Origin of the sequence: Mucilaginibacter sp. 21P, from assembly GCF_019331605.1 — a bacterium.
In the GTDB taxonomy this organism is placed as follows: Bacteria; Bacteroidota; Bacteroidia; order Sphingobacteriales; family Sphingobacteriaceae; genus Mucilaginibacter; species Mucilaginibacter achroorhodeus.
In genome coordinates, this window is sequence record NZ_CP063061.1 from 1215684 (window position 1) to 1238676 (window position 22993).

A 22993-nucleotide genomic window follows, 5' to 3' on the forward strand; every position below is an offset into this window, starting at 1 on the left:
TGCGGCGGCTCGTCGACCCCATCCACGCAAGCGTAATGAGGGTAAGTGATTTAGTATTTCACCCTCTTTTCGCGCAGCGAAGAGAGGGTGGTCCAGCGTAGCGAAGACCGGGTGAGTCAACTATGCCACCTGCAAAAACAAAAGCGTCCCCACCAACACGGCAGGGGCGCTTTTTAAGAAAAACTGTAATTAATAACGACTCACTTTAAAATCAGACAGGCCACCTTTCATCACGATGAACATTTTGTTGGCTGCGCTGTCAAAGTTCGGAGTTTCATAGGTGCTGTTACCTTTGTCGGTAAAGCCCGGGAAACTATCAGAAGATAAGCCTGTGCTGGTTTTGATCTGCACTGCTGCACCTTCAGGTACTTTTATATCAATTGATGATACGCCTGTTGCAACTTCAATCCGGGTGGCACTAACCGGCATACCCATTCTTACATCAAATTCTCCGGCACCGCCATTAATATTAAGGTTTCGCACGCGGAATTTTGAAAGGTCAAAATCAACTTTGGTTGCACCTGCTTTTACATTGATGTTCCAAACTGGTTTAGCGTTCAGCTTCATAGTAGCAGCGTTGGTATTATCGCTATCCCATTGGATGTTGCCTTTTTTATCTTTCATGCGTAGCTGAACAACTGGCATGCTACCTTCCATGGTATGGCTGTACACAAAACGGTTAAAGAACTCTTTTGTATTAGCCTCAAATAATTGTGAGGTTGTATCTTTTAAAATATATTCTGTACCGCCACCGTTAACCTCGAGCCTGGCTTCTGCCGTGCCGGGTTTAAATGATTCTACATAGTTACTGCTGCCGTTAACCTTGGTGATCGAGTGGCTTGTGGTATCATTGTCGTTGTCGTTGTCATCACTGTCATCATCCATGTCAAAATCTTTATCACGATGGTTCCAGCCTTTTTCACTAAGGCGCCAGTGCCTGTCAAACGGCGAGAACCACGGGTTTTTGAAATGGCCGAATATAAGCAGTGCAAAACCCAGTATAACAACACCTATTTTAATGGCACTTGCCCAAACTGCTTTATTGTTGGCTAAAACCAGGTTAACGCCGGCCATTATCAGGAATATTGGCCAAAGGTGCCAAAGGTTACCCCAATGAAAATCTATAATGTTAAAGTTATCTAAAAGGAATATGACTCCTATGCCTACCAGGATAAGGCCCGGTACCAATTTATCGCTTCTCATGGCTTATAAAGTTGAGGTGTTATTGTCTTCGTGTTTGTTATTATCGGTATCAGTTTGTGGCGCAGCTGTGCTAAAATCTGCTTCCTTTTTTTCCTGCTGAAAAGCTTCCGGATGTTCCCAGGGTTTCTTTTTTCCGCTGAATATAACCGCTAAACCAGCTATTACCAATGCAATTGGCCAAAGCAGATCAAAATCAAAATCAGGAATAAAATCAAGGTTATCAATTAAAAATAAACTGCCCAAAACTATCAATATGGCACCGAATATCATACCCATGTTGCTTTTCTTTTGAGGCGGGTAAGCAAAGGGATGGCCTGCCTGGTTAACTGGAGGCACGGTATAATCTACCTTAATATCGCCATATGGCTGGCTGTATCGGCTGTCGTAGCCAGGCATCGGGTTCACACCGGGCTTAAACGGATCGCGGTAGCCAATTGGTTTTTTTGGCAGCACTATCCATAAGATAATGTAGGGAATAAGGCCTACACCTTTTAATACCAGGGCCAAAACAAATACTAATCTTACAATAGATACATCTACATTAAAGTACTCTGCCAGGCCTGCGCAAACCCCACCAATTGATTTGTGTTGTTCGTCGCGATACAGTTTCTTTTCCATTTTATTTAGTTGTTAAGTAGTGTTTATATCTGGCCCGGTGCAGGTCTGATGATCATTTCGTCAACATTGGCGCCGGCGCTCATACCAAGTACGTTTATTATTGCCGATGCCACATCCTCGGGAAGTATCATGGTGTTTGCTTCAACTTCAACACCCTTCCACGAATCTGTTAATGTTGAGCCCGGGATCACTGCGGTGACTTTAACACCATGCTCCTGCATTTCGAGCCTCATTACCTTATTAAGACCAAGCAAAGCGTATTTGGTTACACTGTACATACCCGCCACTGCTATGGGGTTTAGCGATGCTACCGAGCATATATTGAAGATATGCCCTTTACCGACAGAAACCATTCGTTTACCGAAGAAACGGTACAGTTCATAGGCAGGCATCAGGTTAGTATCTATCTGTTTCTGGAAGCTGTCATCACTATCATTTAGTATGGAAACATGCTTGTACATACCTACATTATTCACAATAATGTCGACGAAGCCCATGTTTTTCTCGGTGAATTCGGCAAATTTTTTTAGCTCATCGTGCTTACTGCAGTCGGCAAGGGTGATGTAAACCTGTATAGCGGGGTTAATATTTTGTAACTCAACTTTAAAATCTAACAATTCTTGCTCGTTGCGAGAACAAATTGAGAGGTTTATTCCTTGTTTAGCAAAAGCAACAGATACCGCCCGGCCTATGCCCTTGGTGGCACCGGTTATAAGTGCGTTTTTCATGTGTTTTTATTTAAAGTTTAAATTAAGGCAAATACCCGCAGGTATGCAGCTTAAATTAAAAAATGTATTTTTAGCAGATTTTTACCCTATCTATGTTCACAAGTTTTGGAAAATATATACTGCTCCTTCGTTTAAGTTTTAAACGTCCCGAGAAGTTTAAAGTATACTGGGCAGAGATAATGCGCGAGATGGTGTCTGTGGGCATAGGCTCGTTAGGTATCATTGCCATCATTTCAATATTTATTGGTGCGGCTACTACTATACAGGTGGCCTTTCAGTTAGCCAGCCCATTGGTGCCGCTAAGTATTGCCGGTAAGATCTCCCGCGACTCAAACATCCTGGAGTTTAGTCCAACCATATCATCATTGGTACTGGCTGGCCGTGTAGGGTCAAATTTCGCTTCTCAGATCGGTACCATGCGGGTAACCGAGCAGATAGATGCCTTGGAAATAATGGGTGTTAATGCACCGGGATACCTCATATCTCCTAAAATTATTGCAGGCATTACTATGGTACCTATTTTGGTTATCGTATCCATTTGCCTTGGTATCACAGGTGGTTACATTGCCTGTATGGCCGGAAGCGAAATAACACCTTCAGACTATGTTGCAGGCGTGGTTGATGGCTTCGATGGTTTAACCATCCGTGTAGCATTGGTTAAAGCTTTCGTATTTGGATTTTTGATAGCATCAATTTGTTCATACCAGGGCTTTTACACTTCAGGCGGTGCGCTTGAAGTAGGCCAGTCGGCTACGAGAGGTGTAGTTTACAGCTGTGTGATGATTTTATTTGCCGACCTTGTTATAACCCGTCTAATGCTATGATCGAAGTTAAGGATATTGTTAAAACCTTTGGTGAAAACGAGGTACTAAAAGGCATTTCGGCAACCTTTCAAACAGGTAAAAATAACTTGATCATCGGTGGATCAGGCTCAGGTAAAACAACCATGCTTAAATGTATTGTGGGTTTGCACGAACCAACCAAAGGAAAGGTGTTTTTTGATGGTGAGAACTTTACCGAAATGGATTTTGAGCAGCGCGTACCCATCCGTACGCAGATAGGTATGCTTTTCCAGAACTCGGCTCTGTTTGATAGTATGACGGTAGAGGAGAACATCATGTTCCCGCTTAATTTATTTACCAACCAGTCTGTATCCGAGAAACGCGACCGTGCCAATTTCTGTTTAGAGCGTGTTAACCTTAAAGGGCGTAACAAATTGTACCCGGCTGAGCTATCCGGCGGTATGAAAAAACGTGTGGGTATTGCACGTGCCATATCAATGGAACCCAAATACCTTTTTGTGGATGAGCCAAACTCCGGCCTCGACCCAAAGACATCTATATTAATTGATGAATTAATTGCCGAACTGACCATAGAATACAAGATGACCACCGTTGTGGTTACACACGATATGAACTCGGTAATGGGTATCGGCGATCATATTATATTCCTGCACCAAGGCCAAAAATGGTGGGAAGGATCAAATAAAGAAATAGCCCATACCGATAACCAGGAACTTAACGACTTTGTATTCGCCAGCAAATTTATGCAGGCGGCTAAGGAGAAGTTGTAGTCAGTAAATAGTAGCAAGTATCAAGTCGCAAGACTTAAGTCGCTTCAAATTTGTAGTTTTGCGCTTTGCAAGTATCTTAATACTTGATACTAATTACTTGATACTTTAAAAATGATCAACCTTCTCACCCCAGCCCACTGGAAAGATTACGAGCTGATAGATTGCGGCGACTTTGAAAAACTGGAACGGTTTGGAAACCTGATATTGATACGCCCCGAGCCCCAGGCCGTATGGAGCAAAGCCCTTAACCAAAGCGAATGGCAAAAACTGCATCACATACGGTTTAAAGGCCGTAGTGCAACCGCGGGCGACTGGGTAAAAAAGTCTCCCCAGGTGCCCGATCGCTGGCATATCGAATATAAGAACGATGATGTAGTTATAAAATTCCGCCTTGGCTTAACCTCGTTTAAGCATGTTGGTATTTTCCCGGAGCAGGCTGTTAACTGGGATTACATATCGGGCAACATCAAAAAATTTACCACCCCAAACCCAAAGGTGCTTAACCTTTTCGCCTATACAGGCGGCGCATCGCTTATTGCGAGAGCTGCCGGTGCCGATACTACACACGTCGACTCGATAAAACAAGTGGTTACCTGGGCTAACGAGAACCAGGAACTGTCAGGCATCAAAGACATTCGGTGGATGGTTGAGGACGCCCTGAAATTTGTTAAACGCGAGGTGAAACGCGGCAAAACGTATAACGGCATTATCCTTGATCCGCCGGCTTACGGCAATGGCCCCAACGGCGAAAAATGGAAACTGGAAGATAACATCAACGAGATGATGACCGATGTTATCAGCCTCTTAGATCCCGAAGAGCACTTTCTTATCCTCAACACTTACTCGCTTGGTTTTTCATCAGTCATTATAGAGAACTTGATTAAGAGCGCATTCCCAAAAGTGGAGAACCTGGAGATTGGTGAACTATACTTACAAGCAACAGCGGGCCCCAAGCTGCCACTGGGGGTGTTTGGAAAATTTTTTAAAAATAAGGCCTCATAAGGCTGCTATTTCTATCTTTACATTGGTAAAACTCAAACAATACTAAACACTTAAACAACTTGCGTTCGCAACTACCTTTTATGAAATTCAAAAACGTTCTATTTACAGGCCTCATACTAACCCTGTCATTGGCCATTCTCAGTAGCTGCGGTAACAGCGGTACAGATAAAAAAGGCGGCACCGCCTCTGATACTTCTAAGAAAGCAAAAGCAGCCGGCGATTCTCCGGACACGCTAAGTGTAGTTAAATCGAGCTACCCGCCAATTGATAAAGCTAAATACGATTCGTTACTAAAGTTTAACGCACATAATGATACCAGTGGCCGCTGGCCGGTAAAAGGCACGCCATACCCATTAGGTGGCGCTATACTGCCATTTAAGCGTATTGTTGCTTTCTATGGTAACTTATACTCTAAAAAGATGGGTATCCTTGGCGAATTGCCCCCTAATGAAATGCTTGCAAAGCTAAAAGGCGAAGTTAAAGCCTGGGAAAAAGCAGATCCTAAAACACCGGTACAGCCTGCATTACATTACATTGCAGTTGTTGCGCAGGGCGATGGCGGTAAAGATGGTAAGTACCGTTACCGTATGCCATTTAAGCAAATAGACAGTGTATTGGTATTGGCTAAAAAAGCACATGCTATTGTGTTCCTGGATGTGCAGGTAGCTTTATCAAATATCCGTGCCGAATTACCTTTATTTGAGCAATACCTTAAAATGCCGCAAGTACACTTTGGTATGGACCCTGAGTTCTCGATGAAAGACGGAACCAAGCCGGGCAAAAAGATAGGTACTTATGATGCAGATGATATCAATTATGTATCGGGCTATCTGGCCAATATTGTTAAAAAGAATGGCCTTCCGCCGAAAATATTGATTGTGCACCGCTTTACCCGTAAAATGGTAACCAACTACAAAAACATCAAATTACGCCCGGAAGTACAGGTTGTAATGGATATGGACGGTTGGGGCGAGCCTGATCTTAAAACAGGCACGTACCGTTACTTTATCAACCAGGAGCCGGTACAGTTTACAGGCTTTAAATTATTCTACAAAAACGATATTAAAAAGGCACCGCACCACATGCTAACGCCGCAGGAGGTATTGTCGCGCTATAGCCCATATCCGCTGTACATACAATACCAATAGTAAGTCAAAATTCAAAAGTAATAAGTCAAAAGCCTCAGTTAATTCAGCCGAGGCTTTTTTAATTTTGAATTTTTACTTTTGACTAAATGACGAAGTTCGGTATAATAGGTTGCGGGCGCATTGCGCAGCGTTTTGCGGAAGGGATAAAAGCATTGCCTGATGCCGAGCTTGCTGGCGTCTATTCGCGCCGGCCAGAGAGTGTTGCGGCTTTTGTTACTGAGCATGGAGGCATCCCTTTTGACAGTGCGGAGGCTTTGCTTACAAGCGATATCGATGCGGTTTATATCGCTACGTTGCCGGATAGTCATGCGGCTTACAGCATTGCAGCTTTCCGTGCAGGCAAGCATGTACTTTGTGAGAAGCCTGCCACCATAAATTTAAATCAGCTTGATGAAGTGCTGGCGGTTGCGAGCGAAACAGGCTTGCTTTTTATGGAAGGAATGAAACCGCCTTTTTACCCGCTTTACCAAAAGCTGAAGGAGCATCTCGTGAACGACCCCATAGGGAAAACAGGATATGTGCGGGCAGGTTCGTCAGTGGCAGATATCGATCCAAACCATCCCAACTTTAGCTACGAGCTGATAGGCGGCAGCCTGATGCAGATCGGCATTTATGAGGCTTTCCTGGCTATCGACTGGTTAGGAAAAACTGAAAATGTGCAGGCGATGGGGCGTTTTAATGGTACGGAACTGGATATGTTCAGCGTTTTCCAAACCATGCACCAAAACGGGGGATACGCGCAACTTTACAGCGGCTTTGATCTTCATGGAAAAGGCGATGCCCTGATCTGCGGAACCCTGGGCAATATCACCATCCACAAAAACTGGTGGAATCCTGCCAAAGCGACCATAGATTATCTTGACGGCCGGGTGGTAGAGCTTGATGAACCTTTTACCGCAGGCGGATTGAATTATGAAATAGCGCATTTTTGTGAACTCATTAGGCAAGGCAAAACCCAAAGCCCTATCGTTAGCCATGAGATGTCGAGGCAAATGATCGCTATGATAGATGAAGCGAGGCGGCAGGTAGGATTGAAGTATCCCGGCGAATAGCTTGCTGCAAAACAACCTTTTCGTTTTTGCTGTGTTATCTTTACATGACAACACCAGCAAACAACCACGATAAACCATCATCTTCTGATACGCCAACCAAACGCCCAAATGATAACGGTAACGAAAGTGTAGTGCGTAAGGAAGACGAACAATACAATGCCGACCAGCCCGAGCAGGAAAACATTGCCAAAAAAGCAGAACGTGAGGAACAACCTGTTGATCCGATCAAGAATCCCCCGTCAAAAGATCAACCTGATGCATCAGATGATGATGAGCGGAGATTGGAATCGAAGTAGGAAAATAAAAATGTCATTTCGAACGAGGAACGAGGAGAAATCTTCTGCACGGGAACTATTGCGCGTAGAAGATTTCTCGTCACCCCCTTTTCTCATCCCCACTCTTCTGTTCGCTCGAAAAGACATGGCGTTTTGAGTAGAAACTCAAATACTTTTCGCTATACCTGCCGAGTTAAATTGCAGATCGTACAATTTACGGTAATAACCACCCTCTATACGCAACAGTTGCTGGTGGGTACCCATTTCCTTTATCTCACCATGGTCAAGCACGATGATCTTATCAGCGTTTTGGATGGTAGATAGCCTGTGGGCAATAACAATAGCCGTGCGTCCCTGCATCAGTTTATTGATGGCGTTCTGGATCAGGATCTCAGTCTCAGTGTCTACCGATGACGTGGCCTCGTCCAAAACCAATATTGCCGGGTTATAAACCAGGGCCCGTATAAATGATATCAGCTGCGCCTGCCCTGCCGAAAGCGTGGAGCCACGTTCCATTACGTTATAATCATAGCCTCCGGGTAAACGCTCAATAAAATCATGTGCACCAACGTCTTTTGCAGCTGCAATGATCTGTTGGCGGGTAATGTCTTCGCGGTTAAGGCTGATATTGTTGCCAATGGTATCGGTAAACAGGAAAACATCCTGAATAACGGTGGCAATTTTTGAACGGAGGTAATCAACTTTATAATCGCGGATGTCGTGCCCATCTACCTTCACATCTCCCCTGCCGATATCGTAAAAACGGTTAAGGATATTTATAGTAGATGATTTGCCGGCACCTGTTGCCCCTACCAAAGCCAGGGTCTCGCCGGGCTTAACGTGGAAGCTGATATCTTTAAGCACCCAATTTTCATCGTTGTAAGCAAACCAAACGTTGTTGAACTGAATATCGCCCTGCAAAATTGATGGGGCAAGTTTACCTTCGTCAGGTGCAACATCGTCGGTATCCAAAACCTTAAAGATGCGGTCGGCGCCTACCATCCCCATTTGCAGGGTGTTAAATTTATCTGCCAGTTGGCGTATCGGGCGGAAAAGCATGTTCAGCAGAACAATGAAACCGGTTATTACACCTGGCGTAATGCCATTCGGCGAGGCCGAAAGAGTGTGCATTTGCTGGTCGTTTAATATACGCTTACAGCCGTACCAAACCAGCAAGGCTATACAAACAGCAAACAGTATCTCCACAACCGGGAAAAATATAGAATAATACCAGTTTGAGCGGATGTTGGCATCGCGGTATTTTTTGTTTACATCTACAAATTTGCGCATCTCCTGCTCCTCCCGGGCAAAGTATTGGATGATGCTGATACCGCTGATGTGCTCGGCCAAAAAAGTGTTCAATTGCGCCACCTGTGTACGTACTTCCTGGAACGATGATTTAATAGCCTCTTTAAAGACATAGGTTGATGCAAACAGGAAAGGCATCGGGATCAACGTAATCAAAGCGAGTTTCCAATCCTGCCACAGCATATAACCAATAACGGCAACAACCAATAACAGATCGCCCATAATGGATATTAACCCCTCAGAAAAAATATCGGCAATGGTTTCCAGGTCTGATACAGTGCGGGTGATGAGCATACCGATAGGCGTACGGTCGAAATATCGTAAACGCAAGCTGGTGATGTGGTTAAAAACATCCTTACGCAGATCACGGATAACGGATTGACCCAAGGCGTTGGTAGAGTATGTTTGATAATACTGGGCAATGGTTTGTACCACCAGTTGTACCAGCATAAGGCCTATCATAAAAACAAGGCCGTTATAGTCGTTACCTAAAATATATTTATCCAGGGTTATCTGTATCAGGATAGGTTGTAGCAAAGCTACACCCGCCAAAAAGATAGTGAGGATAGTGGCGATCACAAACACCCGGTTGTAAGGCGCAACGTAGTGCATAACGCGCTTAAGCAACTTCCAATCAAAGGCCTTACCGGTAACGGTGCCCCCTCCGCCCCCTGAAGGGGGAATTTTTGATTTGCTCTCTTTATCCTGTTTCGCCATTTTTATATTCTACTCCCCCTTTAAGGGGCTGGGGGGCTTAATACTTCACTTCTGTTAAATACAAGCCGCAGGCGGGTACACTGGTGCCAGCGTTGCTGCGGTTTTTGCTTTCAATAATATTGCGCACTTCTTCGGGTGCTATATCACCGCGGCCAACCATCATCAGTGTGCCTACTATAGCCCGCACCATATTTCGCAAAAAACGGTCGGCCGCAATTTTAAATACAATACCGTTGGGCGTTTGTTCCCAGCGGGCATTTACAATTTTACAATTATTGGTGAACACCTGGGTATTGCTTTTGCTAAAACAACTAAAATCTGAGTATTCCATGATAATTGCCGCTGCCTGGTTCATTAAATCCAGATCTGGCATATCGCGCTGCAACCACGACCAGTTGTGCAGGAACGGATCTTTCTGAAAATGTATGTGGTACTCATAAGCACGTTGCGTAGCGCTGAAACGGGCGTGCATTTCATCGCTTACAGGAAATATCCTGCTAACAGCTATGTCATAAGGGAGCAGGGCGTTTAACCCCCTAACCCCCTGAAGGGGGGATTTTGGAAGTGCGTCTTCGGCTGCCCCTTCAGGGGACTGAGGGGCTTCAAAATGCGCAAAATACTGTGTGGCGTGTACGCCGGTATCCGTACGGCCGCAGCCAACGGTTTCTATGGGCTGGCGCAGCAAAGTGCTTAATGCCTTGTTTAACAACTCCTGCACGGTTATGGCATTGGGTTGTACCTGCCAGCCGTGGTAATTGGTGCCATCGTAACTTAATTCAATAAAATAGCGTTGGAGGTTTGCCACGGGGCAAAGTTAGCATTACCATTTTAGAATTACGATTTACCGTTCTATCTTTGAGCACCTTTAAAAATCAAACATGTTACAACGTATCCAATCTATATATTTATTATTCGCGTCGCTGGTATTGTTTGCTTTATTCATTTTCCCATTAGCCCATGGCTTATTTGTGGATGGCAAATTGATTGATGTTACGGTAACCGGCGTTACTGAAAACGTTAACGGCGCAGATAGACCAGTCCAGTCTTTTGTGGCGCTTACCGTGTTGACAGCCATTGTAGGGTTGATACCTCTGGTGATCATCTTCCTTTACAAAAATCGTAAACAACAGATCGCGCTGATCTATAGCACCATCCTGGTACTGATAGGCTACAGCTTCTGGATGGCCCAAACCGTTAAGAAAGTAGTTGGCCCTATCACCCTGGAATACCGCAATATGGGCATAGGCTTGTTTCTTACCTCGCTAAGTATCATCCTGCTGATATTTGCCGCTAAAGCCGTTCAGCGCGACGAAAAGCTTGTCAAATCTGCCGACAGGTTACGCTAAACAAAAAGAGACGCATTACATGCGTCTCTACATAAATTGCGTTAATTGAACCTGGCCGTTTTCTCAATCGAACGATAGGGCTTTGCAAAAAAGTCGCTAACCACCTGGTTAAATATATCCCTGTAAAATATTGGTGTAGAGTGGCCCGAGTTTGGCAATATCCACAGGTAAGCCTTCGGGATGTTCTCAAATATTTCTAAAGTATGGCGTGTGGTGATCACATCATGGTCGCCGCCAATAACTAAAACAGGGCAGCTTATCTTTTTCAGATCCGCAGTTTTAATGTTCGGTTCGTACGATAGCAGGTGCATCAGCTTTAGTTGGTTCTTCATTTCAGCCGGCGGGTTCTTCATCTTCTTTAATGAATCGGCTCCTTTTATATTTTCTGCCAAAACCATTTTCTGCACAAACGGATCAACAGCCGTAGTATCAGGGCGAAGATTAGCACCCGTAACAGCCAGCTTGTTTACTTTATCGGGATGGCGCATGGCTAATAAAAGACCTTCAATGCCGCCATCGCTCCAGCCTATTACATTGACATTTTTGATCTTCAAATGGTCGAGCAATCCGTTTAGGTCATCTGTGATCATTTCGTAACTTAATGAGTCCGCACTATCAACGGTTTTGCCCTGGGCACGGCTATCTGCCAGTATCACCTGGTATTTTTTGGCGAAATATGGTATCTGAAACAGGAAGTTATTGATAGAACCACCGTTACCATGGATGATGAGCAGTGGTTCACCTTTACCATAAACTTCATAATACATTTTGATACCGCGTATGTTAGCATATTTACCAACAGCAGGGTTGCGGCCATACTTTGTAGTATCCATCATTTTGCGGATATCCTGCGCCCGGATAGCGGCTGTGCTCAACATTGATAGCACCATGAACATCAGTAAGGCAATTCTTTTCATTGTGATTGTGGGTATTTGAGTGTGATACTAATCTAAGTTTAAAATTCGGTACTTTTGCCGGCTAATTAAGCCTGTTTTAAGCAGGCTATTTGTTATATAATGTTCAACTCTATACAAAATTTTGCCGACGGGAAATTGCTGCTGGTAAACAAGCCCTACAAGTGGACCAGCTTTGACGTGGTAGGCAAAATTCGTAATTCGTTCAAACCACTAAAACTAAAGGTTGGCCATGCCGGCACTTTAGATCCGCTGGCTACCGGCCTGCTCATTATCTGCACAGGTAAAATGACCAAGCAGATTGATACCTTCCAGGCAGAGGAAAAAGAATACACCGGCACCATGGTGCTGGGGTCAACAACACCAACTTACGACCTGGAAAGCGAACCTAAAAAGCTGTTCGAAGTTGATCATATTACCCATGAACAGATCTACGCCGCCTGTGCGCAATTTATGGGTGAGATACAGCAATACCCACCTGCCCACTCTGCAATCAAGGTTGATGGCGAACGCCTTTATGAAAAAGCCCGCCGGGGTGAAGAAGTTGAACTTAAAGCCCGCACTGTAACCATCAACGAGTTTGAGATAACCCGCGTTGAACTGCCCGAGGTTGATTTTAGGGTAGTATGCAGCAAGGGAACTTACATCCGCTCATTGGTAAATGATTTTGGCAAGGCGCTTAACAATGGTGCCTATATGTCGCGCTTACGCAGAACCCGCAGCGGCAATTTCAGGATCGAAGACGCGCACGAAGTGATGGAGTTGGTTGGGAAGATAAGGGAGTTGAAAGAGCCGAAAGAATAGCGCTAATTTAAAAATTTCATTGTGAGGAGCGGAGCGACGCGGCAATCTCGTCGCGTTTATCTGTAAGAGAGGAGATTGCTACGCTGTCGCTCGGAATGACAAAAGGCTCTTAAGCATCAAACTGCGGCCCATCAATCACCATCAGCGCCAGCACATCTTCCCTGTCTTTACCTAACTGTACCACCAGCTCGTCAAGTGAGGCAAATTTGATATCGCTACGCACAAAATGCAGGAACTCCATGCGTAGTTGCTGGTTATAGATATCGTCACTAAAATCAAAGATGTTAACCTCAATGTTTCGGCTCATGCCGTTCACTGTTGGGCGATGACCAATGTAGGCCATGCCTTTGTATTGCCTGCCGTTCACATTTACGCGCACGGCAAAAATGCCGTCATCGGGTATCAGCTTATAGCTTTCTTCTATCAAAAGGTTTGCTGTGGGGTAGCCAAGCTGGCGGCCTAATTGGTCGCCTTTGATCACTTTGCCCGTGATAAAGAATGGATATCCCAGGCACTCGTTTGCAATATGGATATCATTCTCCAGCAAGGCCGTACGTATGCGTGTCGAACTGATGGCTACATCGTTAATATCCTGCTCAGGTATTTCTACTACCTCAAAGCCATAACGGGGAGATAATCTTAACAGATCTTGCAGACCACCCTGGCGGTCTTTTCCAAAACGGTGGTCGTAACCTATCACAATTGTTTTGGTTCCTATCTGGTTCACCAAGATATCACGGATATACTCTTCAGCAGTTTGATTTGAAAAATCGCGGGAGAAAGGTGTGATGATCAAATGGTCTATACCTAATTGCTCCAGTAATTCAGCCTTCTCATTTATGGTATTGATAAGTTTAAGGCTTTCGTCTTCAGGATGCAATATCATCCTGGGGTGCGGGAAAAAAGTAAGGATTACTGTTTCGCCGCCTGTACGTTTAGCCAGGTCTTTGATGTGCGCTATGATCTTACGGTGCCCAATGTGCACCCCATCAAACGTACCAATGGTAACCACGGCATTTTCAACGCGTGTAAAATCGTTTATATGATGGTAGATCTTCATAACTGCGGCAAAGGTATAACGACAAACTAAATTGCCGAAAGGTTTTTAGTTATTTTATGAAACAAAGCTCGCGCTTAACCCTCTTAAAAAGAATGTTCTGTAAGGCCTGTTTGGGTTGATATTGGGGCGGGAATTATAATTTATTACTTTAGCACTTACATGGCCAGGTTAAACCTTGATAAGCAGGAGAGCGATTTTTTAAATAACACCATTGCCCATTGGGAAAAGGAAAACCTGGTGGATGCCGACCAAGCTGCGCGTTTAAGGCAATCTTATGAAGTTAAAGGGTTCGACTGGATGCGGCTGGCCAAGTATAGCATTTGGGTGGCCCTTTTTTGCGGTGCCATTGCCATTGGGTCGTTATTTGTAAATAACGCCGTGCTGGAGTGGATAAAAACACTTTATGATACGCCCGATATCGTAATAAGCCTGATATGCGCTGTTGGTGCGGTGGGTTTATTTTACCTAGGCCGACAACGAGAGAAACGCCATCCCGAGCAGGTTTTCAGCAATGAAGGAACTGTTTTTTTGGGGGTATTTTTTACCGCTTGCTGCATTGCTTACCTGGGTAAAACGTTTGATGATGGCTCAGGTCACTATTCGCTGCTTTTTCTGATTTCGATAGTTGTTTATGCTTTCCTTGCTTACCGCATGCAATCGAGGTTAATATGGCTGTTTGCGCTGGTATCATTTGGCAGTTGGTTTGGCACCGAAACAGGCTACCAAACTAATTGGGCATTTTATTTTCTGGGGATGAATTACCCGCTGCGTTTTGTAGCCTTTGGACTGCTATTGGTTGGGGCTTGCCATTTGCTCAGGAATAAAAAGTGGTTCAGCCATTTCTGGGACCTTACCTACGTAGTGGGTATGCTTTACCTGTTTATGTCGTTATGGTTACTAAGCATATTTGGCAACTACGGCAGCCTTGATACCTGGTGGCATATCAAACAAATAAGTTTGTATTACTGGGGCATTATCTCAGCCATCGTAGCCGGTTTGTTCCTGCTCTATGGTTTAAAAAAGAAAGATGTGATAGCCCGCGAATTCGGCATCACCTTCCTCATTATCTCCATATACACCAAGTACTTTGAGTATTTTTGGGAAAGCACCAACAAAACGCTTTTCTTCGCCATATTAGCGCTGTCATTTTGGCTGGTTGGCCGCAAGGCAGAGAAGATTTGGAATGTTAAGATCAATGATTGAACTTCTACATTTTAGTCTCATAACAACTTTATCAAAGCTTTGGCAGCCTGAAGCTATCCCTACAGCTCACATTACCGTTAAATATTGTTAATTATAAAACATAAACTTTTACCTTTATAGCTGGTTTGTTAATTTCGCAAACTATAAGACTGGGTGTAAGGTATTAGGGTTGTCTCATATCTCACATCTAAAATCTCATATCTATAAGGGCACATGGAAGAATTTGAAGCAAGCGCATCGGCGAAGAAAACCAAAACCATATATATATCAACCGTATTTGGTATTGCTATGGTATTACTGATGGTTGGCCTGCTGGGTTTGATATTAGTACACGCCAACAACCTTTCGCGCTACGTAAAGGAGAATATCGTGTTGAATATTTTTATGGATGACTCTGCCCATGAGACAGACGTACTGCAATTGCAAAAACAACTGGACGCCAACCCCATGGTAAAGCAAACGCAATATGTAAGTAAAGAACTTGCTGCGCGTAACCTGCAGAAAGACCTTGGTGAAGACTTTGTGAAGTTTTTGGGTTACAACCCGCTTTCGCAATCGCTTGATGTTTACTTAAAGGCTGATTACGCCAATAATGCAGGTATTGATAAATTTAAAGCCGAGCTACTGAAGAACAAACTGGTTAAAGAGGTTAAATATCAGCAATCACTGGTAGATCAGATGAATGCTAACATCACTTCCATCAGTTTAATAATTGTGGTTTTTGCGGGCATATTTGTGATACTTTCAGTGGCGCTTATTAACAATACCATTCGCCTGGCTATTTACTCCCAACGTTTTTTGATCAAATCAATGCAGTTGGTTGGTGCAACTAAAGGGTTTATTCGCAAGCCATTTTTACTTTACGGTTTATGGCATGGTTTACTGGGCGCTTTAATTGCCATTGTGATACTGGTAGGTACGCTTTACTTTGCCAATCAGCAGATACCAGACCTGGTGATACTGCAAAGCCCGGTAGAATTTGGCTTTGTGTTTTTGGGGGTAATTGCTATCGGCATTTTCATTTCAGGGTTCAGTACGTTCTTGGCAGTTAACAAGTTTTTACGTTTAAAAATATACGATCTATATAGGTAGTCATTGAGTCATTAGGCTATTGAGTCATTAGTACTCATAACCATTACTCATTCACACCATCACTCATTTCACTCATTAAAAAGATGGCATTAAGAGAAACAAAAACAACAGGTAAAGCTGCAACACCAGCTGCAAAAAGCACTGAAGCGCCTGTGAACACCATACCTACACAATTTGTATTCAGTAAAGACAATTATATGTGGCTTATCATAGCCATTGCGGTGGTTGCCTTTGGTTTTGTTTTAATGAGCGGCACTACTGATATTTACAGCACTACCAAAATTGTGATAGCGCCCATCGTGGTTTTAGCCGGCTTCGGCATCGGTTTTTATGCCATCCTAAAAAAGCCAGCCGCTAAATAATGAACATTATACACGTTATAGTCCTTGCTATTATTGAGGGACTAACTGAGTTTTTGCCGGTATCCTCAACCGGGCACATGATCATTGCATCATCGGTAATGGGTATAGCAACAAATGATTTTGTAAAGCTATTTACCGTTGCTATACAGTTAGGTGCTATCCTATCGGTGATCATTTTATACTGGAAGCGTTTTTTTCAATCGGTTGATTTTTATATTAAACTCATCGTAGCGTTTATTCCCGCCGCTGTATTTGGCTTGCTTTTCAGCAAAAAGATAGACGCGCTATTAGAAAGTGCACTTACTGTAGGCATCACATTATTTATTGGCGGTATTATCCTCTTGTTCGTAGATAAATGGTTTAACCACGCGGATGTAAAAGAGGAGAAAGCCATAAATAACCCAACTGCGTTTAAAATAGGCCTGTTCCAGTGTTTGGCCATGATACCGGGTACCTCACGCTCAGCAGCTACCATTGTTGGTGGTATGGCGCAGAAGCTTAGCCGTAAAGCAGCGGCAGAGTTCTCTTTCTTTTTAGCCGTGCCTACTATGTTTGCCGCAACCGGCAAAAAACTGTATGATTTTTACAAGGAAGGGCACCGCTTTACCGGCGAAGAAATTAAGCTATTGGCCGTGGGCAATATCATAGCTTTTATAGTTGCATTATTAGCTATCAAAACGTTTATTACCTTTTTAGAAAAACGTGGCTTCAGGTTATTTGGCTGGTACCGTATATTGGTAGGCGGCGTTATTATTATCCTGTATATGACCGGGCACAATCTTGAAGTGATATAAATTTGGCAATTTATCTGCCTGATTTTCTGTTTTTTACACTTTAAAACTGCAATCCTACTGTCATCATTGTTAAATTGATGGCCAATATTTGATTTACAAAAAATTAAACGTACTTTTGCACCCGATTTGGCGATGTTGCCAGATTCGTTATTTTAATTCATGAACAACCCATTTATTGAACTGGGAATCCGTCATGATATTGTTAATGCCATCTCTGAATTAGGATTTGAAAATCCTACTCCAATCCAGGAACAGTCAATCCCGGTATTGTTAACAGGCAGCAACGATTTTGTCGGATTAGCCCAAACCGGGACCGGTAAAACAGCTGCCTTTGGACTGCCGTTATTAGAACTATTAGATTTCGAAGAAAATCATCCGCAGGCTCTTGTTTTATGCCCAACTCGCGAACTTTGTTTACAGATCGCGAACGACATTAACAACTACGCCAAAAAAATGAACAACGTACATGTTGTTGCCGTTTATGGCGGTGCAAGTATCAGCGATCAGCTGCGTCAAATTCGTCGCGGTGTGCAGATCGTTGTAGCTACACCAGGCCGTATGCTGGACATTATTAACCGTAAGGCGATAGACTTTTCGCAGGTTAAGTATGTTGTTTTAGACGAGGCAGATGAAATGCTCAACATGGGCTTCCAGGAAGATATTGACAATATTTTATCAACCACTCCCGACGAGAAAAAGACCTGGCTGTTTTCGGCCACTATGCCTGCTGAGGTAAGAAGAATTGCAAAAAAATACATGGATAACCCTTTTGAGTTAACCATGGGTACTAAAAATACAGGTAACGCTAATATCGAGCATGAGTACTACGTAGTACGTGCCCGCGATAAATACGCTGCCTTTAAACGCATTGTTGACAATAACCCTGAGATCTTCGGTATCGTATTTTGCCGTACCAAAATTGAGACCCAGGAAATTGCCGAAGCGCTTATTAAAGACGGTTACAATGCTGATTCTTTACATGGTGACCTTTCGCAGCAACAACGCGACAAAGTAATGAAACGCTACCGCGAACGCAGCCTGCAGTTGTTAATTGCAACTGATGTTGCCGCACGTGGTATTGATGTTAATGACGTTACACACGTAATTAACTATTCGTTACCTGATGAGATAGAAAACTACACACACCGTAGCGGCCGTACTGCACGTGCCGGTAAAACAGGTGTATCTATCGCTATTGTAAACAGCAAAGAGCTGGGTAAGATACGTCAGATAGAGCGTGTTATTGGTAAAAAGTTTATCAAGGCTGAGATACCTTCTGGTTTCGACGTTTGCGAAAAACAACTTTTTGCCCTTGTACACAAAGTACATAATGTAGAGGTTAACGAAAGCCAGATAGAGCAATACATCCCGCGTATTATGGATGAGTTTGCCGAGCTGAGCAAAGAAGAAATTATTAAACGATTTGCATCGCTTGAGTTTAACCGCTTCTTAGAATATTACCAGAATGCACCGGATCTTAACGCCCCTGCTGATGATTTCCGCAGCAGAGAAGGCGCAGCTCAAGGCGATCGCTTTAACCGCGATGGCATGCGTTCAGAATACACACGCCTGTTTATTAACTTAGGCAGTGTTGATGAGTTTAACCGCGGCGATCTGCTGGGTTACATTTGCAACAACGCTAAGATAACCGGCCGTAACGTTGGTAAAATTGACGTTAAAGGTGTTTACTCTTTCTTTGAAGTAGTTAATGCCGATGTAGATAACGTAATGAACAACTTTAAAGGTATTGACTTTAAAGGCCGTCCGGTACGTATCGAGATATCAGGCGAAGGTGTTAGCAGCAGCAACCGTGGTGGCGGTGGTGGCCGCCGTGAAGGTGGTTATCAAAAACGCGAAGGCGGTTACCGTGGCGACAGGCGCGAAGGCGGCGAACGCCGCGAGAAAAGCTTTGCCGGTGCCGGCGCTAACAGCGGTGGTGGTTTCCGTGATTTTAGTGGCAAACGCCGCGAAGATCGGCCAGAGCGCCGCAAAAGGTTTTAGTTTAGTTTAAGTATGCCTGCGGTTTAAAACCGCATGGCATCATGTTTTTAGTTTTGTTTTTTCATAAAGCCTTCCGCCACAAACGGAGGGCTTTTCTTTTATTTACTAAATTCAACAGCCACAGTATCATCAGGCATAATCAAGCTAAGGCTATGGTCATCAAGTTTCTTGATCACAAATTTGGTATAAGGCTGGTTGCCTTCAAAAGAAGTAAATATAGTATCGGCTTTCATAAAATAATCCTCGGGGATGGGCGCCTCACCATCTGCCATGGTAAATTGCTTATCGGTTATTTTAAGGGTGATAGCGCCGTCTTTAGATTTCCACGTGCCATGCAATCTTTTATCGGTTTTTCTATTGGTATGGCAAGCGCTCATGCCCAGTACTACTGCGCCGGTTACGTGTATAAATACGAGTGCAAAAGTTTTCAATATGGTATAGGTAGTTAATAAAAGCACCCGCTTAAGCGGGTGCTTTTGTATTGTTATTACATTTCTGCCGGTTTGTTTTTCAACCGTGCTTTAGATACGTAAACATGATGGCCTTTTTTGTTTACGTAGTAGTACTTAGAGTCCTTATCGATGTAAATAGTTTGTCCTTGTGGCCCTACTTTATCATCGTATTTTTTATCAGCAACAGCTGAAGCACCTTTTGAAGCAAGCTCCGCAGTTTTATTACCAACTGTTTTACCGGCTTTTTTGGTAGCTTTCCAACCTTTTTTTGCTGTCATACCAACCTTTTCGCCAAAGGTGGTGTCTTTGTGGGTTTGTGCCATAGCCGACGATGCTGCAAACAACGTAGCAGCAAACAAGGCTGTTTTAAATAGTTTTTTCATGATCGGATATTAAATTAACTACCCTATCAACTCAATTTCTCTGCCAGTTTTTGCATTTCTATTGCAGGCGAGGCCTTCTTGTACAAAATAGCGTAAACAGCCTCGCATATAGGCATTTCTACCTTGTATTGTTTATTCACCTCGTGTAGGCAATTTACTGCATAGTAGCCTTCTGCGATCATGTTCATCTCCAGCTGCGCCGACTTAACTGTATATCCCTTACCTATCATGTTACCAAAGGTACGGTTGCGGCTAAACTGCGAGTAAGCGGTAACCAACAGGTCGCCAAGGTAGGCCGATTCTTTGATGTCCCTGTCAATAGGGTGTACAACGTTTACAAAACGCTCCAGCTCACGTATGGCATTTGATATCAATACCGACTGGAAGTTATCGCCATAACCAACTCCGTGGCATATGCCGCTGGCCATGGCGTAAACGTTCTTTAAAACAGCACCATATTCGGTCCCATAAATATCGTCAGAAACAACGGTTTTAATGTACCGCGTACTTAGCATACCTGCAAATGCAGCAGCAAGCTCTGTATCCTGGCAGGCAATGGTAAGATATGATAGTTTTTCAAGCGCTACTTCCTCAGCATGGCAGGGACCACTGATGACCAATATTTTTTCAAATGGCACCTGGTACGTTTCATGCAAAAATTCACCGATGATCTTGTTCTCGTCGGGTACGATACCTTTAATGGCCGATACGATATTTTTGCCCTGCAGATCTTCTGCTGTTATGCCCGTTAATGCCTCTTTTAAAAAAGCCGCCGGTACATTCAGTAATATAAAGTCGGCGTCACTGATCAGTGGTTTGATATCAGTTCCTATATTCTCTGCATCAAGTTTTATTTCAACAGAGCTTAGGTAATGTGGGTTATGACGAAAGTTTTTAATGTAGTCCGCTGCCTCAGCGTTACGCATCCACCATGATACCTCTTTAGGCATGGTGTTATCGGTAAGCATTTTGATGTTAGCAGTAGCCCAACTGCCACCGCCTATAACAGCAATTTTATTGATTTGCTTAAGCATGTATATGATTAATGTCCCTCCCGGCCATTCGGTTTGCCGGTGCCGCAAATTAGTGAAATTATACGTAGAAGCCGAAAGGATTTACATTCGTCATTAGCTGTTCTTGATAGTGTTTTAGGTAGCCAAAGGAATCACTATTGAATATAGGCCTTTGCTTTGATCAATGTTAGCCCGCTCAATTGCCGCGGAGAGCTACTTCTTTTGTCTTGATACAAAAGAAGCAAAAGATCAAGTCAGCAAAGAGGCTTCTGGCGCATAGGGCCTTTACCCTGCAAGCAGTCAGAACCACGGGCTGCAAAATCTTGCCGCCACTTCGTTCGCTTATAGCCCCCGCTTCAGGCAAGTATTGCTATGCCCCTACCAACACACAAGGCCGCTATTGTTCTGCCCGCTTTCGCCCCGAAGCTTTTTTGCTGCCGAGAAACTCCTTTTTGTCATTCTGAGCGAGAGCGAAGAATCTATAATACACCGCGCATTAATATAGATGCTTAGTTCCTCAGCATGACAGGGTTACTAACCGCTTAGCAATGAACCTAACGTAACCGAACTCATGCGGCCTTCGCAAAAGGCGGTAAGCACAGGCATTGCTTAAGCAGAAACTTAAAAGCATTTTGCGGCAGCCGCGACTTTTTTTTGGTGACTTTCCCTTAGACTTGTTTATTATTCATAAATAGTAACCAGAGCAGCAGGATGTTCTTATGTGACTTTTTAAGGCGTGCATGCCTATCAAAAGATTGAAGACCCTGCTGCTTACTGAACACATTTTCAAATAGAAATTGAGGTGTGATTACCTATTATCAGGGAATTGAAATACGTTCAGTACCGGTTACAGATGATTATCAAAAATAAAGTTATGAACTATTTTGCAGGAATTGATGTATCCAAGGCCACATTAGATGTGACGTTGTTGAGTTCAGAGGGATGTAAGTTGTACAGTAAATTCAGTAACAACACCAAAGGTTATAAGCAACTGCTGAAGTGGGTAAACCTGGAAAAGATGTTGCCCGAACAAACGCTTTTTTGTATGGAGAACACTGGTTTGTACAGCCGTCCGCTGATGATTTACCTGTTTGGCCTCGGTTACAAGGTCTGGGTTGTGATGCCCGTTGAGATAAAGCGGTCGATCGGCCTGCAAAGAGGCAAGAACGATAAAGTAGATTCAGTACGTATTGCTTCTTATGCAGCTAAACACCATAGCGAAGCGGACACCGAACAACCATCAGAGATGATCTATAAGTTGAAAGACTGGCTCTCATTCAGGGACCGGCTTATTAAGCAAAAGCAACAATTGCAACAGCCGGTAAATGAGTTTGCGGATATGGGACTTACTGCACAGGCGAAAGAAATGAAACGCGTTCTGCAACCGGCTATCAACAGCATCGATACAAGCATCCGAAAAGCAGAGGCGATCATAAGAAAACTGATCAGCATTCAGGGTGATATGAAGCGAGTGTATGACCTGATGTTATCTGTACCCGGTGTAGGTGCAATAACAGCTTGGTATTTACTCGCCTATAGTAACGGAATGAGGAATTTTACCAACGCTAAACAACTGGCCTGTTATTGCGGTGTGGCCCCGTTTGAACATTCTTCGGGCACTTCAGTGAAAGCAAGGACAAGGGTCAGCATGATGGCTAACAAACAACTAAAATCATTATTGCATCTGGGAGCATTGACCATAGTTAAAAACAAAAATTGCGAAATGTACCAATACTATCAAAGGAAAGTGAAAGAAGGAAAAAACAAAATGAGCGTCATCAATGCACTGCGGAATAAAATATTACAGCGTATTGTTTCTGTGATAAATAAAGATCTACCATACAGCTCGAAAATTGCTGCATAAGAATTTGTTTTTATCATAGAAATCTTTTGCGGAAAAAGAAAAAGTACATCCACTAACGATTCACAAAATCACTGCTATTCC

General features: G+C 43.6%; 24 protein-coding genes. 14 read left to right on the forward strand and 10 right to left on the reverse strand.

Annotated elements, in window-relative coordinates; translation table 11 throughout:
* Window positions 1-189 precede the first annotated feature (189 nt).
* Genes INP83_RS05350 through INP83_RS05360 form a run of 3 tightly spaced genes read right to left on the reverse strand, consistent with a single transcriptional unit; the run spans window position 190 to window position 2549 of the window.
* Window positions 190-1203, reverse strand: a complete 1014-nt coding sequence (locus tag INP83_RS05350) for a LiaI-LiaF-like domain-containing protein (RefSeq protein ID WP_219126591.1) — start codon at window positions 1201-1203, stop codon at window positions 190-192.
* A gap of 3 nt (window positions 1204-1206) precedes the next feature.
* A complete protein-coding gene (locus INP83_RS05355) occupies window positions 1207-1821 on the reverse strand; it encodes a PspC domain-containing protein (protein ID WP_219126592.1) in 615 nt (204 codons plus the stop codon).
* Between the two features lie 23 nt (window positions 1822-1844).
* Window positions 1845-2549, reverse strand: a complete 705-nt coding sequence (locus INP83_RS05360; protein ID WP_219126593.1) for an SDR family oxidoreductase — start codon at window positions 2547-2549, stop codon at window positions 1845-1847.
* A gap of 92 nt (window positions 2550-2641) precedes the next feature.
* Here INP83_RS05360 and INP83_RS05365 point away from each other — a divergent pair, with 92 nt between their 5' ends.
* From INP83_RS05365 to INP83_RS05390, 6 genes are all read left to right on the forward strand, one after another.
* Window positions 2642-3373 carry an ABC transporter permease gene (locus tag INP83_RS05365; RefSeq protein WP_146269169.1) on the forward strand — a complete coding sequence of 244 codons (732 nt, stop codon included), beginning with the start codon at window positions 2642-2644 and terminating at the stop codon, window positions 3371-3373.
* Window positions 3370-4122: an ABC transporter ATP-binding protein gene (locus INP83_RS05370; protein ID WP_219126594.1), complete on the forward strand. Its 753-nt coding sequence runs from the start codon at window positions 3370-3372 to the stop codon at window positions 4120-4122. Before INP83_RS05365 ends, INP83_RS05370 begins: the two co-directional genes overlap by 4 nt.
* 111 nt (window positions 4123-4233) lie before the next feature.
* Entirely contained in the window at window positions 4234-5124 is an 891-nt protein-coding gene (locus INP83_RS05375; RefSeq protein ID WP_219126595.1) for a class I SAM-dependent methyltransferase, read from the forward strand.
* A gap of 80 nt (window positions 5125-5204) precedes the next feature.
* Entirely contained in the window at window positions 5205-6272 is a 1068-nt protein-coding gene (locus tag INP83_RS05380; protein WP_219126596.1) for a hypothetical protein, read from the forward strand.
* A gap of 86 nt (window positions 6273-6358) precedes the next feature.
* Window positions 6359-7324, forward strand: a complete 966-nt coding sequence (locus INP83_RS05385) for a Gfo/Idh/MocA family protein (RefSeq protein WP_219126597.1) — start codon at window positions 6359-6361, stop codon at window positions 7322-7324.
* A gap of 44 nt (window positions 7325-7368) precedes the next feature.
* Window positions 7369-7620 carry a hypothetical protein gene (locus INP83_RS05390; protein WP_219126598.1) on the forward strand — a complete coding sequence of 84 codons (252 nt, stop codon included), beginning with the start codon at window positions 7369-7371 and terminating at the stop codon, window positions 7618-7620.
* A gap of 144 nt (window positions 7621-7764) precedes the next feature.
* Here the strand turns inward: INP83_RS05390 and INP83_RS05395 are convergent, their stop codons facing one another.
* Together INP83_RS05395 and truA are read right to left on the reverse strand one after the other, a co-directional pair.
* On the reverse strand, window positions 7765-9519 hold the full coding sequence (locus tag INP83_RS05395) for an ABC transporter ATP-binding protein (RefSeq protein WP_255563305.1): 1755 nt from the start codon (window positions 9517-9519) through the stop codon (window positions 7765-7767).
* Window positions 9520-9661: 142 nt separating this feature from the next.
* A complete protein-coding gene (truA, locus tag INP83_RS05400) occupies window positions 9662-10429 on the reverse strand; it encodes a tRNA pseudouridine(38-40) synthase TruA (protein WP_219126600.1) in 768 nt (255 codons plus the stop codon).
* Between the two features lie 73 nt (window positions 10430-10502).
* On the opposite strand from truA, the gene INP83_RS05405 reads away from it, so the two are divergent.
* A complete protein-coding gene (locus INP83_RS05405; protein ID WP_219126601.1) occupies window positions 10503-10970 on the forward strand; it encodes a DUF4293 domain-containing protein in 468 nt (155 codons plus the stop codon).
* Window positions 10971-11011: 41 nt separating this feature from the next.
* Here INP83_RS05405 and INP83_RS05410 read toward each other — a convergent pair whose 3' ends face one another.
* The gene (locus tag INP83_RS05410; protein ID WP_219126602.1) at window positions 11012-11887 is read right to left on the reverse strand and encodes an alpha/beta fold hydrolase; all 876 of its coding nucleotides are present in this window, start codon (window positions 11885-11887) and stop codon (window positions 11012-11014) included.
* Between the two features lie 99 nt (window positions 11888-11986).
* Here INP83_RS05410 and truB point away from each other — a divergent pair, with 99 nt between their 5' ends.
* Window positions 11987-12688: a tRNA pseudouridine(55) synthase TruB gene (gene truB, locus INP83_RS05415; RefSeq protein WP_219126603.1), complete on the forward strand. Its 702-nt coding sequence runs from the start codon at window positions 11987-11989 to the stop codon at window positions 12686-12688.
* A 109-nt stretch (window positions 12689-12797) separates the two neighbouring features.
* Here truB and INP83_RS05420 read toward each other — a convergent pair whose 3' ends face one another.
* Complete coding sequence (locus tag INP83_RS05420; RefSeq protein WP_219126604.1) at window positions 12798-13748, reverse strand: bifunctional riboflavin kinase/FAD synthetase; 951 nt, start codon at window positions 13746-13748, stop codon at window positions 12798-12800.
* Between the two features lie 159 nt (window positions 13749-13907).
* Between INP83_RS05420 and INP83_RS05425 the strand changes: the two genes are divergently transcribed.
* The 5 genes from INP83_RS05425 to INP83_RS05445 all read left to right on the forward strand — a co-directional run bounded on the left by INP83_RS05425 (window position 13908) and on the right by INP83_RS05445 (window position 19200).
* Window positions 13908-14951, forward strand: coding sequence for a DUF2157 domain-containing protein (locus INP83_RS05425; RefSeq protein ID WP_219126605.1), 1044 nt, complete (start codon window positions 13908-13910; stop codon window positions 14949-14951).
* Window positions 14952-15164: 213 nt separating this feature from the next.
* Entirely contained in the window at window positions 15165-16043 is an 879-nt protein-coding gene (locus tag INP83_RS05430) for an ABC transporter permease (RefSeq protein ID WP_146269182.1), read from the forward strand.
* Between the two features lie 83 nt (window positions 16044-16126).
* Window positions 16127-16405 carry a DUF3098 domain-containing protein gene (locus INP83_RS05435; protein ID WP_219126606.1) on the forward strand — a complete coding sequence of 93 codons (279 nt, stop codon included), beginning with the start codon at window positions 16127-16129 and terminating at the stop codon, window positions 16403-16405.
* On the forward strand, window positions 16405-17199 hold the full coding sequence (locus INP83_RS05440) for an undecaprenyl-diphosphate phosphatase (protein ID WP_219126607.1): 795 nt from the start codon (window positions 16405-16407) through the stop codon (window positions 17197-17199). Before INP83_RS05435 ends, INP83_RS05440 begins: the two co-directional genes overlap by 1 nt.
* A gap of 159 nt (window positions 17200-17358) precedes the next feature.
* Window positions 17359-19200: a DEAD/DEAH box helicase gene (locus tag INP83_RS05445; protein ID WP_219126608.1), complete on the forward strand. Its 1842-nt coding sequence runs from the start codon at window positions 17359-17361 to the stop codon at window positions 19198-19200.
* 98 nt (window positions 19201-19298) lie between these two features.
* Here INP83_RS05445 and INP83_RS05450 read toward each other — a convergent pair whose 3' ends face one another.
* From INP83_RS05450 to INP83_RS05460, 3 genes are read right to left on the reverse strand one after another with little or no spacing between them, the layout of a single operon-like run.
* Window positions 19299-19631 (reverse strand): hypothetical protein, encoded by a 333-nt coding sequence (locus INP83_RS05450; protein ID WP_219126609.1) that lies wholly within the window; start codon window positions 19629-19631, stop codon window positions 19299-19301.
* Window positions 19632-19687: 56 nt separating this feature from the next.
* Window positions 19688-20035, reverse strand: coding sequence for a hypothetical protein (locus INP83_RS05455; RefSeq protein ID WP_146269187.1), 348 nt, complete (start codon window positions 20033-20035; stop codon window positions 19688-19690).
* A gap of 26 nt (window positions 20036-20061) precedes the next feature.
* Window positions 20062-21069 carry an NAD(P)H-dependent glycerol-3-phosphate dehydrogenase gene (locus INP83_RS05460; protein ID WP_146269188.1) on the reverse strand — a complete coding sequence of 336 codons (1008 nt, stop codon included), beginning with the start codon at window positions 21067-21069 and terminating at the stop codon, window positions 20062-20064.
* Window positions 21070-21922: 853 nt separating this feature from the next.
* Here INP83_RS05460 and INP83_RS05465 point away from each other — a divergent pair.
* The gene (locus INP83_RS05465; RefSeq protein WP_219124727.1) at window positions 21923-22912 is read left to right on the forward strand and encodes an IS110 family transposase; all 990 of its coding nucleotides are present in this window, start codon (window positions 21923-21925) and stop codon (window positions 22910-22912) included.
* Window positions 22913-22993: the final 81 nt, after the last annotated feature.

Bases quoted from the DNA above. Each gene is read 5' to 3' on its own strand.
- INP83_RS05410 (WP_219126602.1), bottom strand. From the start codon at position 11,887: ATGAAAAGAATTGCCTTACTGATGTTCATGGTGCTATCAATGTTGAGC.
- INP83_RS05385 (WP_219126597.1), top strand. From the start codon at position 6,359: ATGACGAAGTTCGGTATAATAGGTTGCGGGCGCATTGCGCAGCGTTTT.
- INP83_RS05440 (WP_219126607.1), top strand. From the start codon at position 16,405: ATGAACATTATACACGTTATAGTCCTTGCTATTATTGAGGGACTAACT.
- INP83_RS05360 (WP_219126593.1), bottom strand. From the start codon at position 2,549: ATGAAAAACGCACTTATAACCGGTGCCACCAAGGGCATAGGCCGGGCG.
- INP83_RS05395 (WP_255563305.1), bottom strand. From the start codon at position 9,519: ATGCACTACGTTGCGCCTTACAACCGGGTGTTTGTGATCGCCACTATC.
- INP83_RS05425 (WP_219126605.1), top strand. From the start codon at position 13,908: ATGGCCAGGTTAAACCTTGATAAGCAGGAGAGCGATTTTTTAAATAAC.
- INP83_RS05430 (WP_146269182.1), top strand. From the start codon at position 15,165: ATGGAAGAATTTGAAGCAAGCGCATCGGCGAAGAAAACCAAAACCATA.
- INP83_RS05365 (WP_146269169.1), top strand. From the start codon at position 2,642: ATGTTCACAAGTTTTGGAAAATATATACTGCTCCTTCGTTTAAGTTTT.
- truB (WP_219126603.1), top strand. From the start codon at position 11,987: ATGTTCAACTCTATACAAAATTTTGCCGACGGGAAATTGCTGCTGGTA.
- INP83_RS05350 (WP_219126591.1), bottom strand. From the start codon at position 1,203: ATGAGAAGCGATAAATTGGTACCGGGCCTTATCCTGGTAGGCATAGGA.
- INP83_RS05445 (WP_219126608.1), top strand. From the start codon at position 17,359: ATGAACAACCCATTTATTGAACTGGGAATCCGTCATGATATTGTTAAT.
- INP83_RS05435 (WP_219126606.1), top strand. From the start codon at position 16,127: ATGGCATTAAGAGAAACAAAAACAACAGGTAAAGCTGCAACACCAGCT.
- INP83_RS05355 (WP_219126592.1), bottom strand. From the start codon at position 1,821: ATGGAAAAGAAACTGTATCGCGACGAACAACACAAATCAATTGGTGGG.
- INP83_RS05380 (WP_219126596.1), top strand. From the start codon at position 5,205: ATGAAATTCAAAAACGTTCTATTTACAGGCCTCATACTAACCCTGTCA.
- INP83_RS05455 (WP_146269187.1), bottom strand. From the start codon at position 20,035: ATGAAAAAACTATTTAAAACAGCCTTGTTTGCTGCTACGTTGTTTGCA.
- INP83_RS05420 (WP_219126604.1), bottom strand. From the start codon at position 13,748: ATGAAGATCTACCATCATATAAACGATTTTACACGCGTTGAAAATGCC.
- INP83_RS05370 (WP_219126594.1), top strand. From the start codon at position 3,370: ATGATCGAAGTTAAGGATATTGTTAAAACCTTTGGTGAAAACGAGGTA.
- INP83_RS05375 (WP_219126595.1), top strand. From the start codon at position 4,234: ATGATCAACCTTCTCACCCCAGCCCACTGGAAAGATTACGAGCTGATA.
- INP83_RS05465 (WP_219124727.1), top strand. From the start codon at position 21,923: ATGAACTATTTTGCAGGAATTGATGTATCCAAGGCCACATTAGATGTG.
- INP83_RS05390 (WP_219126598.1), top strand. From the start codon at position 7,369: ATGACAACACCAGCAAACAACCACGATAAACCATCATCTTCTGATACG.
- INP83_RS05460 (WP_146269188.1), bottom strand. From the start codon at position 21,069: ATGCTTAAGCAAATCAATAAAATTGCTGTTATAGGCGGTGGCAGTTGG.
- INP83_RS05405 (WP_219126601.1), top strand. From the start codon at position 10,503: ATGTTACAACGTATCCAATCTATATATTTATTATTCGCGTCGCTGGTA.